At 63.1% G+C, this 12,759-nt stretch carries 12 protein-coding genes; 3 read left to right on the forward strand and 9 right to left on the reverse strand.

What is annotated here, in order from left to right; genetic code table 11:
* Positions 1-261 precede the first annotated feature (261 nt).
* The 9 genes from ACK5NW_RS07905 to ACK5NW_RS07945 all read right to left on the reverse strand — a co-directional run bounded on the left by ACK5NW_RS07905 (position 262) and on the right by ACK5NW_RS07945 (position 9,396).
* Positions 262-633, reverse strand: a complete 372-nt coding sequence (locus ACK5NW_RS07905) for a hypothetical protein (RefSeq protein WP_416926775.1) — start codon at positions 631-633, stop codon at positions 262-264.
* Positions 634-666: 33 nt separating this feature from the next.
* Entirely contained in the window at positions 667-3,036 is a 2,370-nt protein-coding gene (locus tag ACK5NW_RS07910; protein ID WP_416926777.1) for a YgiQ family radical SAM protein, read from the reverse strand.
* Between the two features lie 40 nt (positions 3,037-3,076).
* Positions 3,077-3,640: a CHRD domain-containing protein gene (locus tag ACK5NW_RS07915; protein ID WP_416926779.1), complete on the reverse strand. Its 564-nt coding sequence runs from the start codon at positions 3,638-3,640 to the stop codon at positions 3,077-3,079.
* Between the two features lie 152 nt (positions 3,641-3,792).
* Positions 3,793-4,446, reverse strand: coding sequence for a CHRD domain-containing protein (locus tag ACK5NW_RS07920; protein WP_416926781.1), 654 nt, complete (start codon positions 4,444-4,446; stop codon positions 3,793-3,795).
* Positions 4,447-5,004: 558 nt separating this feature from the next.
* Complete coding sequence (locus ACK5NW_RS07925) at positions 5,005-5,241, reverse strand: hypothetical protein (RefSeq protein WP_416926783.1); 237 nt, start codon at positions 5,239-5,241, stop codon at positions 5,005-5,007.
* Positions 5,242-5,301: 60 nt separating this feature from the next.
* The gene (locus ACK5NW_RS07930; RefSeq protein WP_416926785.1) at positions 5,302-5,790 is read right to left on the reverse strand and encodes a hypothetical protein; all 489 of its coding nucleotides are present in this window, start codon (positions 5,788-5,790) and stop codon (positions 5,302-5,304) included.
* Positions 5,791-5,928: 138 nt separating this feature from the next.
* Complete coding sequence (locus ACK5NW_RS07935; RefSeq protein WP_416926787.1) at positions 5,929-6,405, reverse strand: SixA phosphatase family protein; 477 nt, start codon at positions 6,403-6,405, stop codon at positions 5,929-5,931.
* 6 nt (positions 6,406-6,411) lie between these two features.
* On the reverse strand, positions 6,412-8,499 hold the full coding sequence (ppk1, locus tag ACK5NW_RS07940; RefSeq protein ID WP_416926789.1) for a polyphosphate kinase 1: 2,088 nt from the start codon (positions 8,497-8,499) through the stop codon (positions 6,412-6,414).
* Positions 8,500-8,553: 54 nt separating this feature from the next.
* Entirely contained in the window at positions 8,554-9,396 is an 843-nt protein-coding gene (locus tag ACK5NW_RS07945) for a GNAT family N-acetyltransferase (RefSeq protein WP_416926791.1), read from the reverse strand.
* Positions 9,397-9,619: 223 nt separating this feature from the next.
* Here ACK5NW_RS07945 and ACK5NW_RS07950 point away from each other — a divergent pair, with 223 nt between their 5' ends.
* Genes ACK5NW_RS07950 through ACK5NW_RS07960 form a run of 3 tightly spaced genes read left to right on the forward strand, consistent with a single transcriptional unit; the run spans position 9,620 to position 12,545 of the window.
* A complete protein-coding gene (locus tag ACK5NW_RS07950) occupies positions 9,620-10,264 on the forward strand; it encodes a DOMON-like domain-containing protein (RefSeq protein ID WP_416926793.1) in 645 nt (214 codons plus the stop codon).
* Complete coding sequence (locus ACK5NW_RS07955) at positions 10,261-11,298, forward strand: DUF1963 domain-containing protein (protein WP_416926795.1); 1,038 nt, start codon at positions 10,261-10,263, stop codon at positions 11,296-11,298. The genes ACK5NW_RS07950 and ACK5NW_RS07955 overlap by 4 nt, the downstream gene beginning before the upstream one ends.
* Positions 11,299-11,330: 32 nt before the next feature.
* Positions 11,331-12,545 carry an exo-beta-N-acetylmuramidase NamZ domain-containing protein gene (locus tag ACK5NW_RS07960; RefSeq protein ID WP_416926797.1) on the forward strand — a complete coding sequence of 405 codons (1,215 nt, stop codon included), beginning with the start codon at positions 11,331-11,333 and terminating at the stop codon, positions 12,543-12,545.
* Positions 12,546-12,759: the final 214 nt, after the last annotated feature.

Genomic DNA, 12,759 nt, shown 5'->3' on the forward strand with positions numbered 1-12,759 from the left:
GTGTCAGTGGGTGCGTAGCGCCTTCACCTCCAAGGTGTGAGCGCGGGAAAGGGCAGAAAGTGGTGTATTCATGCGGCTTTCAAGCAAAACACAAGCGGTCAACTGCTGGATCTAGGGTAACTGCATTTGACAATGCACAGGCACGATAGTGCAGATCATCACGGCCGTATCCCGCCGTTCAAGTCCGGTGCGGCAAGACGCTTCAGCTCAGTGCAAATGGCATCGGGTTGGTCGCCATGGCGTTCCAGCGCTTGGCCACATTCAGCCCTTCAGCCACCAGGTGGCCAGCAGCAGCACGATGCACACCACGACCATCATCGTCCAAACCACGTTCCGGGTGGGCCTGGGCGGCACCTGCCCTGGTGCCAGTTGGTTGGCCAGCGTGTTGGGGTGGGCGGATCCAGGCTGCATGGGCGCTTGATCTGATGAGGCAAAAAAATCATCGCCGCTGTCTGCCGACTCATCCGCCCGTTCCCAGCGGGTGGGCAGGCCATCGGGAATGTGCCCGGCATCGACCGCGCGCTTGGCGTCTGCCAGGCCCAGGCCGCTGTGCTCGCGCAGGCGTTTGATGGCTTCGATCTTGCTGCCCGCCTCAAGGGCGGCGCGCACGTGTTCAGGCAAGGGTTGGGGCATAGGTCAACATCTGGAATCGGAGTTGCAGGATGATTATTTCTTGCGCCGCGGCGGCAAGCCGGTGTGCTGCGTCAAAACGCGGCCTGGTGCTGGTGCAGATGGTGTTTTGCGCTTTCGTTTGGCCAGCGGCCTGGGGTCGGCGGACGGCGCAGCAGCGCCGCTGGTGTTCGCTCTGGGTTTGGTGCTGGAATTCTTGCGGCGTGGGCTGCAATAGCCTTCTTTGTCCATCGGCTGCCAAGTAGGAACAAGGTGGTGTTTGCCATTGCCAATCAGCTCGGCGTGGCCCATGTCTTTGAGCGCCTGGCGCAGCAGCGGCCAGTTGGCGGGGTCGTGATAGCGCAAAAAGGCTTTGTGCAAACGGCGGCGGCGCTCGCCTTTGACGGTATCCACTGTTTCGCCGCGCTCGTCACGGTGCACGCCTTTCAAAGGGTTCAGGCCGGTGTGGTACATGGTGGTGGCCGTCGCCATCGGGCTGGGATAAAACGCTTGCACCTGGTCGGCACGAAAGCCATTGGTTTTAAGCCACAGGGCCAGGTTCAGCATGTCTTCGTCGGTGGTGCCGGGATGGGCGGCGATGAAGTACGGGATCAAAAACTGCTGCTTGCCCGCTTCTTTGCTGAACTTTTCAAACAGTTGCTTGAAGCGGTCATAGGTGCCAATGCCGGGCTTCATCATCTTGGTGAGCGGCCCGTCTTCGGTGTGCTCGGGCGCGATCTTCAGGTAGCCGCCCACGTGGTGTTGCACCAGCTCTTTGACGTACGCGGGCGACTGCACAGCCAGGTCATAGCGCAGGCCCGATCCGATCAGCACCTTTTTAACGCCCGGCAGCGTGCGCACGCGCTTGTACACGTCGATCAATGGATCGTGATTGGTGGTCAGGTTCTGACAGATGCCGGGGTACACGCAACTGGGTTTGCGGCAAGCCGCCTCGATCTGCGGGCTTTTGCAGCCCAATCGGTACATGTTGGCCGTGGGGCCGCCCAGGTCGCTGACCACGCCGGTGAAGCCCTGCACCTGGTCGCGCATGGACTCCACCTCGCGCGCGATCGAATCGGCACTGCGGCTTTGGATGATGCGGCCTTCGTGCTCGGTGATGGAGCAAAAGGTGCAGCCACCAAAACAACCGCGCATGATGTTCACACTGAAGCGAATCATCTCCCAGGCCGGGATCTTGGTCGCGCCATCGTGGCGGCCGCGTTCGTCCGCATAGCGTGGGTGCGGGCTGCGGGCGTAGGGCAGGTCGAACACGCCGTCCATCTCGGCGGTGGTCAGCGGAATGGGTGGCGGGTTGATCCAGACATCTCTGGCCGTCACACCATCGCCATGCGCCTGCACCAGCGCGCGGGCGTTGCCAGGGTTGGTCTCCAAATGCAGCACGCGGTTGGCATGGGCGTACAGCACGGCGTCGCGCTTGACCTGCTCAAAGCTGGGCAAGCGGATGACGGTCTTCTCGCGCAACGGCGGGCGCTTGGCGGCCAGCGCAGGGTTGGGGACGAAGCGCAGCGGCTGGGTTGAATTTTCAGCCGCCAATGGGCCGTTGACGCTTGCCCCATCTGTGCTATCAGCTGGTGTTTGTGATGCTTTCGGTGTGCCGCACGCCGCGCCCTGCGCCGCCGCCTGCTCGCCCGTGGTCTGATAGGGGTTGAGGTGCGCATCGACGCGGCCAAGCTGGTCGACTTCGGTCGAGTTGATTTCCAGCCAGCCCGGCTCCGACACCCGCCGCACGAAGGCCGTGCCGCGCACGTCGGTGATAGCGGCCACCGGCTCGCGTCGCGCCAGCCGGTGCGCCACTTCGACCAGTGCGCGCTCAGCGTTGCCGTACAGCAGCAAATCGCACTTGCTGTCCACCACGATGGAGCGGCGCACCTTGTCGCTCCAGTAGTCGTAGTGGGCGATGCGGCGCAGGCTGCCCTCGATGCCGCCCAGCACGATGGGCACGTCTTTATAAGCCTCGCGGCAGCGTTGGCTGTAGACGATGGCGGCGCGGTCGGGGCGCTTGCCGCCCACATCGCCGGGGGTGTAAGCATCGTCGCTGCGGATTTTGCGATCAGCCGTGTAGCGGTTGATCATCGAATCCATGTTGCCTGCCGTCACGCCCCAGAACAGGTTGGGCTTGCCCAGTGCCTTGAAGGGTTCAGCACTTTGCCAGTCGGGTTGGGCAATGATGCCGACGCGAAAGCCCTGCGCCTCCAACACCCGGCCGATCACGGCCATGCCAAAGCTGGGATGATCCACATAGGCGTCGCCCGTGACCAGCACGATGTCGCAACTGTCCCAGCCAAGCTGCGCCATCTCGACGCAGCTCATGGGCAAAAACGGCGCTGGGCCAAAGCGCTTGGCCCAATAGGGCTTGTAGCTGAACAACGGCTTGACGGCGGTGGGCGCGTGGGTCGGCGCGTTCATGGGTGGCAAAAACGTAGGATGGGGACGGAAAGACCCGTGTTCAGCGCTGCTCGATCATCTGGCCACGCAGCTCGCCGGTGGGAAAGCGCTCGGTGGTCAGGTTGACGTACCACTGGCCCGCCAGCAAATTGGCCTGCTGGCGCTTGGTCAGCATGGCGCGGCCTTCGTAGGGGCTGACGAAGTTGCGCCCCATCGACAGCACGGGCGCGGCCACTTCGTCACTCATGGCCGGGCTATGGAAGTTGCCCCGCTTGACCGGCCCGCTGAGCTGGCTGAACGTCAGCCGCCAGCGCAGCAGCCCGGTGCGACGGTTGAACACCGCCACCAACTCGCCCTGCGCCCGCGTTTCGGCCATGGGCACGGCGTTCAGCCCGCTCAAGGCGGCCTTGAAGGCCACCATTTCGTTTTGCTGAGGCTGCGGCTCCACCGGCGCGGGCACTGGCGTGGCAGGCGCAGGCGCGGGCCGCACCACCACGGGCGGTGACATGGTGGGCGGCGGCGTGCTGGTGCAGGCGACCAGCAGGGCTGCGCAGCACAAAGTAAAAAGCACTGCCCCAATATGGCGCAGCGATGACAACAGCGGGAAAAAATAGTTCTTCAGCATAAAGGTGAGGTGGGTTGTCTTGCAGAAATACAAACACAAGTGCCGCACGGGCTGTTCGGCTTAAAAAGGCTTTTATCTGCGATGCGGCCCAAGCATGCAACAGCGTTTGGGTGTCTTATGAATCAGCGCGGCACATGGCGTGTGTTCGGCGTTCAGTTCACCACCCTCAACTGCCCCCGCACTTCACCTGTGGGGTAGGCGCTGGTCATTACGTTCAAGTACCACAGGCCCTGGAGCAAATCGCCTTCTTGCTGCGGCGTGAGGGTGGCGCGCCCTTCGTAAGTAGGGCCAAACGGCGCAGGCCACACCATGGCGGCAGGGCCGTTCTGGCCTGCCAGTGCCGGGCCGTGGAACTGCACGCCGGTGATCGTGCCCGACAGGTTGTGCCAACTGGTTTTCCAGCGCAGCAGGCGGGTTTGGCGGTCGTACAGCACGTCCAGCTGGCCGCTGCCTGCGCTGCGCGTGGGCGGCGAGACGGCCGCGGCTTCCAGACGGGCACTCAGAGTGACCAGGGGGGACGCCGCAGCCGATGCAGACGCGACAGGCGTGCCCGGCGCGGTACCCACGGGCGGCAGCGGCTGGCCCACGGGCTGGCTGGGCGTGACCGCCTGCGGCACGGCAGCAGGTGCGGTGGTGGTGGCAGGTGCCGCAGCGCTGGGCTGGGTGGGCGCAGACGAAGGCATGCGCACGGGCGGCGGGTCGTACCGCTTGTCCAGGCTGACCGACGAACATCCAGCCGCTGCCATGGCCGCTGCGACCCACGCCGCCAGCAATGCGCGCGAAAAGATCGAAGAAATAACGGCCATGGGCATCAGCTCCTGTTCGGTTGAAGTGGTTGTAAGGCCATGGCCAATCGCCATGCAGCCCGGCAACGCCCCCAGCGTGGCGGCGCAACAAGGGGCCAATTTTAGGCGCGGCTGATGCAACTCGGGACGATCGCACTCTGCCCCCTTTCCAATGCGGCGCTGGCGTGCAGGCTGGTCAGCCCCAGAAACTACTGTTTTTATAGCTCATAGCGCCTTATGCATAAGCGATAGAGGTCGTTTTAGCAGGTAATCAACATGCCCAAAAGCACAATGGTCGTGTCAGGCCAGCGGTCTTTGCGTGGTTGTTCAAACTAGATCCGGCCGTTGGACGCATCCGATGGTGCTGTTGATCGGCGTGCCAGGCAAGACGCGAGGACGCTGCGGGCTTGCTGCCCGCAAGGACGAGCAACGCCGCATGGCGCGGCGAGCGCAGTGCCAGTGGGTGCCAATGGGTGCGTAGCGCCTTGACCTCCAAGGTGGGCTTGGGGAAAGGGCAAAAAGTTGTGGATTCATGCGGCTTTCAAGAAGAACTCCAGCGGTCAACTGTTGGATCTAGGTTCAATTCTTGAATTGCAGGTTCAACCCCATGAACACCTGCCATCGGGGCTGACCCGCCCCTTCATGTGCCACGGAAAACTGCGGCTCCACAAACAGGTTGAACACCGTGTTGCCGCGCTTGATGACCTGGCCAATGCCCAGGCCAATGGGTACCACGTAATTGTCAGTGCGCAGGTCGTAGACAATATTGCCGGCTGAACGCAGGTAAGTGCCGCCGCCCAGTTGATAAAACACCATGGGCTGCAATGATGCCGCGTTCACCTTGGGGTGGCCGCTGCCGCCCGCAAAGCTGTGCTGCTAGGTGGCCAGATAGCCGTATTGCCACTTGGGCGATGCGCCGTTGAAATACACATTGACCAAACCGGCCGACCACTTTTTGCTGCCCAGCCCATCGCGCGTGGCCGTGGGCACAGTGAGCACGGGGCCAACGCCAAAGCTGATCGCAGGGTTACCGGTGTCCATGGTGTAAGCGGCCAGCATCGTCAAATCGCCCAGACCGGTGCGGCGCCCGCCATCGGTGCCCACCGGCAAGCTGTTGACCGGCAGCGATGCCCGCATCAGCCACTGGCTGGCGCCGATTTTGAAGGGCTGGGCAAAGCGCAGCCAGAACTGGTCGCCCGTCTTGTCAGTCTGGGTCAAATCACCCATGTAGTAGTTGTGAAAGCTCACCGCCTTCATGTTGGACAAGGGGTTGTTGGCCTGCGCGTCGGCCACGTCGTCCTGCGCCATAACCGCGCACGACAACGCCATCAGCACCAGCGAAATCCATCGGTTTCGGTTGATCATGGGTGTACCTCATTCGTCTGGGTCAACAGGCGTGAGTATAGGTTCATAATTAATACTTTTGAAGTCATTTTTTGAGTTTGCTGGATGCACGGTACGCTGCGCACCTTCAAGGCCGCAGGCCCGCCCGTCCTAGTCTCTTCAAAGCAGATCCGGGGTCTGCACGGTTTGTACCACCGTCTGCGCCAGTCCTTGCCGCTGGCGCTGGCGCAGCCACCACACTGCACCTTTTCTCATCGCGCAATCGGTCGCAGTCATACCCAGCAGACGCGCCGCCACCTGGCCCAGCGTAGGCTGGTGGCCGACGATCAGCACCGGCACACGCGCATCGGGCCAGCCCGCCAGGTGCAGCACGGCATCGACCTGCGCGCCGGGTTGCAGCGCATCGTGCACCCTGTACTTGCGGCCCAGTGCATTGGCCGTTTGCAGCGTGCGGCGTGCGGGGCTAACCAGAATCCGCGTGCCTTCGGGCAACTGGCGATCCAGCCAGGCGGCCATGCGGGCGGCCTGCTTCTCGCCCCGGCGGGTGAGCGGGCGCGCCATGTCGTCCAGCCCCGCACCATGGTCTTGCGCTTCAAGATCTTGCGCCTCGGCATGGCGCCACAAAATCAAATCCATGGCGCATCAGCCCCCTTGCGCGTAGCGCGTCGTCAGCGCGGCCTGCGCGCCCTGCCTGGCTAAAGCGCTGGCCGGTCTGACCTGCCGGTAGTCGCCACCCGCATCCACAACCCAGGCATCGCGCGTGTCGTGCAGATACGCCGTCAGGCATTCATCGACGATGCGCTGGCGCAGCACCGCATCGGTCACGGGCCAGGCGGTTTCCACCCGGCGCAGCATGTTGCGGCTCATCCAGTCGGCAGACGACAGCCACAACTGCTCGTCACGACCGGCCTCAAAATAAAACACGCGCGAATGCTCCAAAAACCGCCCGATGATGCTGCGCACGCGGATTGGGCGGCCCGCATCGGTCGGCAGCGTGCACGCGCCGCGCACGATCAGGTCAATGCGCGCGCCCGCATCACCGGCATGCAGCAGCGCATTGATCAGTGCCGGATCGGTCAGCGCATTCATCTTGGCGACGATGCGTGCGGACTGCCCACGCCGCGCCGCGCGCGCCACCGCTTCGATGCGCGCCAGCATCTGCTGGTGCAGCGTGAACGGGGCCAACCACATGCGTTGCATGCGCGGCAGGCGACTGTGGCTGGCCAGGTGCACGAACAACCGGTCCATGTCGGCCGTCAGGCGGGCATCGGCCGTGAGGTAGCTCAAATCGGTGTACAGCGCCGCGGTACGCGGGTTGTAATTGCCGGTGGACAAATGGCCGTAACGGTGCAGCCTGCGCCCTTCGCGTCGCGTGATGAGCAGCATCTTGGCGTGCGTTTTCAAACCGACCACGCCGTACACCACCTGCGCGCCGGCCTGCTCCAGCCGCTCGGCCCAGTTGATGTTGGCTTCTTCATCAAAGCGCGCCTTCAGCTCGACCACCGCCGTGACCTCTTTGCCGCGGCGCTGCGCCTCGATCAGCAAATCCATCATGCGGCTGTCGCTGCCCGCGCGGTAAATGGTTTGCTTGATGGCCAGCACCTGCGGATCGTGTACGGCCTGGCGCAAAAAATCGATCACGCCCTCAAAACTCTCGAACGGTAGATGTATCAGCACATCACCCCGGCGCAGCCGCTCGAACACCGATTCGCCCCGGCGCAACTGCACCGGGTAGCTGGCCGCATAAGGCGCAAACAGGCCATCGGGCCGGTCGGCCAGCTCGATGATTTGTTGCAGGCGCACCATGTTCACTGGCCCGCGCACCTTGAACAGCGCCTCATCCGGCAAATTGAACTGGCGCAGCAGCAGCTCAGACAGCGCATCGGGGCAGGCGGACGACACTTCCAGCCGCACCGCCTGGCCGTAGTGGCGCTGGTGCAGCTCTTGCCGCAAGGCGGTGCGCAGGCTTTTGACTTCTTCTTCATCCACCGACAGATCCGAGTCGCGCGTGACACGAAAGTGCGAAAAGTCGCCCACCTCACGGCCTGGAAACAAATCGGCCAGATGCGCACGGACCACGCTGGAGAGCATGACGAACAAGGTTTCGCCGCCCGACACATGCGCCGGCATGCGCAGCACGCGCGGCAGCACGCGCGGCACCTTGACGATGGCGATGTCGTTGCTGCGCCCAAACGCATCCTGCCCTTTGAGCTGCACGATGAAGTTGAGCGACTTGTTGGCCACCATCGGGAACGGGTGCGCCGGATCCAGCGCCACCGGCACCAGCAGCGGCTTGACCTCGCGCAAAAAATGCCCGCGCACCCAGCGCCGCTGCGCGTCGGTGCGCTCCAGGTGCGAGACGATGCGCATGCCCTGGGCGGCCATGGCCGGTTGCAGCACGTCATTGAAAATGTCGTACTGCCTGCCCACCAGATCGTGCGCGGCGGCCATCAACCGGCGCATGCCGCCTGCGGCATCTGCCCCCTCACGCCGGGTGTTCTCTCGCCAGGCGGTGACATGCGGCTCAGCCCGCACCTCAAAAAATTCGTCCAGATTGGACGACACGATGCACAGGTAGCGCAGGCGTTCCAGCAAGGGCACTTCGGCCCGCTCGGCCTGCGCCAGTACGCGGCGGTTGAAGGCCAGGATGCTCAGGTCGCGGTCTGGCCAATGGCCGGTGCGCAGTGCCGCGCGTGGTGCCGCAAGTGCAGTAAAACGGGGTAATGGCATGGGCTGGTCAGCATAACCGAGTCCAGACGTATTCAAGGGCAAAACCGTGGTCACTCATGCGCCAAGAAAGTGCCTGCGATAGCGCGGATGCAGATTGGCGATGCGCATCATCATCGGCAAATCGGCGGTGTTGAAATCCGGATCCCACGCGGGCGGCCCCAGCACCTGCGTGCCCAGACGCAAATAGCCCTTGATGAGTGCGGGTGGCTCCACGTCGAGCTGGTCGTTCAGGTGCACCAGCGGCAAGGGCAGGCGCGGGCGCACCTGAAATTCAAACGGGGCCAGATGGCGCACGCGCACCTGCCGCCACAAGCTGGCGACCATATCGCCGTTGAACACCCCAGCTTGCATGGCGGGAATGCTGGCGCAGCCGATCATCACGTCAAGCTGGTTGCGCACCATGAACGCCCCCAGCGCCGTCCACAACGCCATCACCACGCCGCCGTGCCGATGCTCAGGATGCACACAACTGCGGCCCAGCTCCACCATGCGCTGGCGCAAGTGGCGCAAGCGCGTCAAATCAAATTCAGTTTCGGTATACAGCCCGCCCGCACGACGCGCCTGCGCAGGCGTGAGCACGCGGTAAGTGCCGATCACGGCCTGTGTGGATGCATCGCGCACCAGCAGATGTTCGCAATAGTCGTCGAACACATCCACATCGTGGCCCGCCAAGGGCGAAGACAGGCGCGCGCCCATCTCACCCGCAAACACCTGATGGCGCAGGCGCTGCGCGGCCCTTACTTCATCGAGGTGGCGCGCCCAGCCCACCCGCAGACCGTGCGCCACCACACCACCTGCCAGCGCCGTCCCAGTGCCTGGATGAAGCCAGCTCCTGGCCAACGGCTGCATCGGCAGACCGCTGGACAAAGGCAAGGTGGGCGTGGGCAATTCCTTCATGGGGCAAACTCCATCACATGCGTTGATGCGGTGATGGTGCTGACCGCTCATGACATGGACGTGGCAATGGCGTGAAGCTTGTGTGACAGCCGTCTTGCCAGCGCAGACCATGCCTGAAGTATTTGCTGCTGAGACAATAACGCCGCCTTGGCCGCAGACTGTTCCCGGAAGCGCCTGTGATGCCCCCAGCACCTTCTTTGCCTTTCTCTCCTCTTTGGCCTCCATGTCTGCCACCGCCCGCCAGTTTCTGCTCCAGCCCCACCCCACCACGCCACCTGAACTGGCAAGGCACATCACGTCCTTGCAAGTGCACGTCCTGGCCGGCGCATCAGGCCCAACCCACTTGCGCTATGCGCTGACGGGCGATGTGGCACAACTGCTGGTACCCACCGCATCGCCCCGTCCTGCCCCTGCCGACGGTTTGTGGCAGCGCACCTGCTTTGAGCTGTTTGTAGGCCATGCGCAGCGCCCGGCTTATCGCGAGTTCAATTTCTCGCCCTCAGGTGACTGGGCGATGTACGACTTCAGCGCCAAGCGGGTGCGCGACGGCCACGCACGCCCCGACGATCTTCCCGCACCGCGCATCACCTGCACCCGCACACCCACCACGCTGACGCTGGACGTGCGGCTGCAAGCACCATGGATCGCCATCTCGCCGACCACGCCAGACACCTTGATCGGCCTGAGCGCCGTCATCGAGCACCACAGCAGCCTACCCAAGCGCGCCCTCAGCCACACTGTCAGCTACTGGGCACTGACCCACCCTGCCGCGCAGCCCGACTTTCATCAACACAACGCTTGGACAGTATGGCGGCCGGATTACTATTTGGAACCCATCAATGCAGCCATGCGAGACGGCAGACCATGAATAAAGAAGAACTAATCAATCAAATCAATACCTATTTCCCGGAGCAAGTGCTTGACCTGGTTAAATCCTTGGTGGTGGCCTCGGTTGGCTTTGTCCCGATACCTGAAGACTCCAGCCCAGGCTCCAGCCGTTTTGGAGGCTTGCCGGATCTGCCACCTGCCATCGAATGGCCCTTCCGACCAAAAACTGACGCCACTCGTCTGGCTGAACTGGGCGGCAGTAGCCACAGAAAGCACATCCTCAGACATTTGGAACAGCCGTTGCCCCTGTCTTTCGTTGCCCAAATCGACTTGGCTGAAGCGCGGCGTCTGGGTAATGTGACCGCGTCGCTACCGGACAGTGGCCGCCTTTTATTTTTCTATGACATGGCGCTCGGCCCCTGGGATGACAGCCCTCAAACAGCTCGGGTGATCTGGGACCGCAGCCCGGTTGCGGAACTTGGCAAAGCGAAGTTGCCCCAGCGACTACGGGATCTGGAGACACAGGCCCGGCAGGAATATATCGAGACGATGAAACAATCAGGCTTGACGCCGGAAGCCGATGTCAATTTTGGCTACCTGGCCCCCGCACGGCCAATGCGCTTGATGGAACAATGGTCTTTGCAAAGCTTGGCTACCGCCGAAGCCACCGAGCTTGGGGATTTCGACGAGATTGACGCAGGCGATGGGGATGAGCCACTGAGCCTCTATGACCATTACAGCAGCTTTGATCCAGAGGAGGCCAAGCAATCAGAGGAGAGTTTTGGCTATCACGGCCATCGCCTGCTGGGCCTACCAGACCCGGAACAGGATGACCCGCGCTATGTTCCTGCCTTTAACGACTTTCTTGCAGGCAGACCAGAAAGCAATGAACTGCGCGAGAATTTTTTCAGCAATACCTCAGCGCGCGCACTCAAATGGCACCTGCTGCTACAAGTGGATGTAGCGCTCTGGTTGCAAACCCTTGGTGAAGGCACGGTCTATTTTCTGATTCACGAAGATGACCTGAAAAATCGACATTTTGACCGGGTGTGGGCGGTATATCAGCAGACTTGAACAGATCACCATTAAAGTCTGAACGAACATCTATGCAAACCGGTCTCGAACGCCTTCTTGCCGACTCCGCCTTGCGCGCGCCGCTGCAAGGCCGCCGCGTGGCCCTGCTGGCACACCCCGCATCCGTCACGCGTGATCTGACGCATGCGCTCGACGCCCTGGCGGCCCTGCCTGACATCCAACTCACTGCGGCCTTCGGCCCCCAGCACGGCTTGCGCGGCGACAAGCAAGACAACATGGTCGAGTCGCCCGATTTCACCGACCCGCAACTGGGCATTCCGGTCTACAGCCTGTACGGCGAGGTGCGCCGCCCTACCAACGCCATGATGGCCGGGTGGGACGTGTTGTTGGTCGATCTGCAAGACCTGGGCTGCCGCATCTACACCTTCATCACCACCTTGCGCTACGTGCTCGAAGCCGCCGCCCAGCACGGCAAGGCCGTGTGGGTGCTTGACCGTCCCAACCCCGCTGGCCGCCCCATCGAGGGGCTGACGCTGCGCGAAGGCTGGGAGAGCTTTGTCGGCGCAGGCCCCATGCCCATGCGCCACGGCATGACCATGGGCGAGCTGGGTCACTGGTTCATCGCTGAGCTGGGTTTGAAGCTCGACTACCGCGTCATCCCCATGCAGGGCTGGCAGCCTGATACAGGCCCCGGTTACGGCTGGCCCATGGGGCCGCAGGACTGGCGCACTTGGGTCAACCCCAGCCCCAACGCCGCCAGCCTGAGCATGGCGCGCGCCTATGCAGGCACCGTCATGCTGGAGGGCACCACACTCAGCGAAGGCCGCGGCACCACCCGCGCGCTGGAGCTGTTTGGCGCACCCGACATTGACACCGCCCGCCTGTTGGCCGACATGCGCGCCCTGGCCCCTGAGTGGCTGCGTGGCTGCATGCTGCGCACCTGCTGGTTTGAGCCGACTTTTCACAAACACGCCGGGCAGTTGTGCGCGGGCGTGCAAATCCACATCGAAGACCCGCAGCATTACGGCCACACCGCCTTCCAGCCTTGGCGCCTGCAAGCGCTGGCCTTCAAAGCCCTGCGCCGTCAAGCACCCGACTACCCACTGTGGCGCGACTTTGCTTATGAATACGAGCATGACCGCCTGGCCATCGACCTGATCAACGGCAGCCCGCTGCTGCGTCAGTGGGTGGACGATGCGGCGGCCTCGCCCGCCGACCTGCACGCGCTGGCACGCGCCGACGAAGCCGCTTGGGCCACACAGCGCCAGCCTTACCTGCTGTACTGAGTCTGCCCCGAACCCGCCGCAACTGGCCGCCCGGCCTCAACCGATTCGGGACTACCGCTTCGGGACTACCCCGATGGGCCGCACGCCCCATATTGCCTAGGGAAGGTCTGCAAAAGTCAGCCCCATGACGGCCTGATCTGAGACAGTGGAGCGATGCAACAGACAAGCCTTGCCACCACTGGATTCGAGCTTGCAGCCAAACGCACGCGCAAGC

Origin of the sequence: Ottowia sp. (assembly GCF_047975795.1) — a bacterium.
In the GTDB taxonomy this organism is placed as follows: Bacteria; Pseudomonadota; Gammaproteobacteria; order Burkholderiales; family Burkholderiaceae_C; genus Ottowia.

Coding starts and splice junctions, on each gene's coding strand:
- ACK5NW_RS07905 (WP_416926775.1), bottom strand. CDS start 633: ATGCCCCAACCCTTGCCTGAACACGTGCGCGCCGCCCTTGAGGCGGGC.
- ACK5NW_RS07910 (WP_416926777.1), bottom strand. CDS start 3,036: ATGAACGCGCCGACCCACGCGCCCACCGCCGTCAAGCCGTTGTTCAGC.
- ACK5NW_RS07915 (WP_416926779.1), bottom strand. CDS start 3,640: ATGCTGAAGAACTATTTTTTCCCGCTGTTGTCATCGCTGCGCCATATT.
- ACK5NW_RS07920 (WP_416926781.1), bottom strand. CDS start 4,446: ATGGCCGTTATTTCTTCGATCTTTTCGCGCGCATTGCTGGCGGCGTGG.
- ACK5NW_RS07925 (WP_416926783.1), bottom strand. CDS start 5,241: ATGGTGTTTTATCAACTGGGCGGCGGCACTTACCTGCGTTCAGCCGGC.
- ACK5NW_RS07930 (WP_416926785.1), bottom strand. CDS start 5,790: ATGATCAACCGAAACCGATGGATTTCGCTGGTGCTGATGGCGTTGTCG.
- ACK5NW_RS07935 (WP_416926787.1), bottom strand. CDS start 6,405: ATGGATTTGATTTTGTGGCGCCATGCCGAGGCGCAAGATCTTGAAGCG.
- ppk1 (WP_416926789.1), bottom strand. CDS start 8,499: ATGCCATTACCCCGTTTTACTGCACTTGCGGCACCACGCGCGGCACTG.
- ACK5NW_RS07945 (WP_416926791.1), bottom strand. CDS start 9,396: ATGAAGGAATTGCCCACGCCCACCTTGCCTTTGTCCAGCGGTCTGCCG.
- ACK5NW_RS07950 (WP_416926793.1), top strand. CDS start 9,620: ATGTCTGCCACCGCCCGCCAGTTTCTGCTCCAGCCCCACCCCACCACG.
- ACK5NW_RS07955 (WP_416926795.1), top strand. CDS start 10,261: ATGAATAAAGAAGAACTAATCAATCAAATCAATACCTATTTCCCGGAG.
- ACK5NW_RS07960 (WP_416926797.1), top strand. CDS start 11,331: ATGCAAACCGGTCTCGAACGCCTTCTTGCCGACTCCGCCTTGCGCGCG.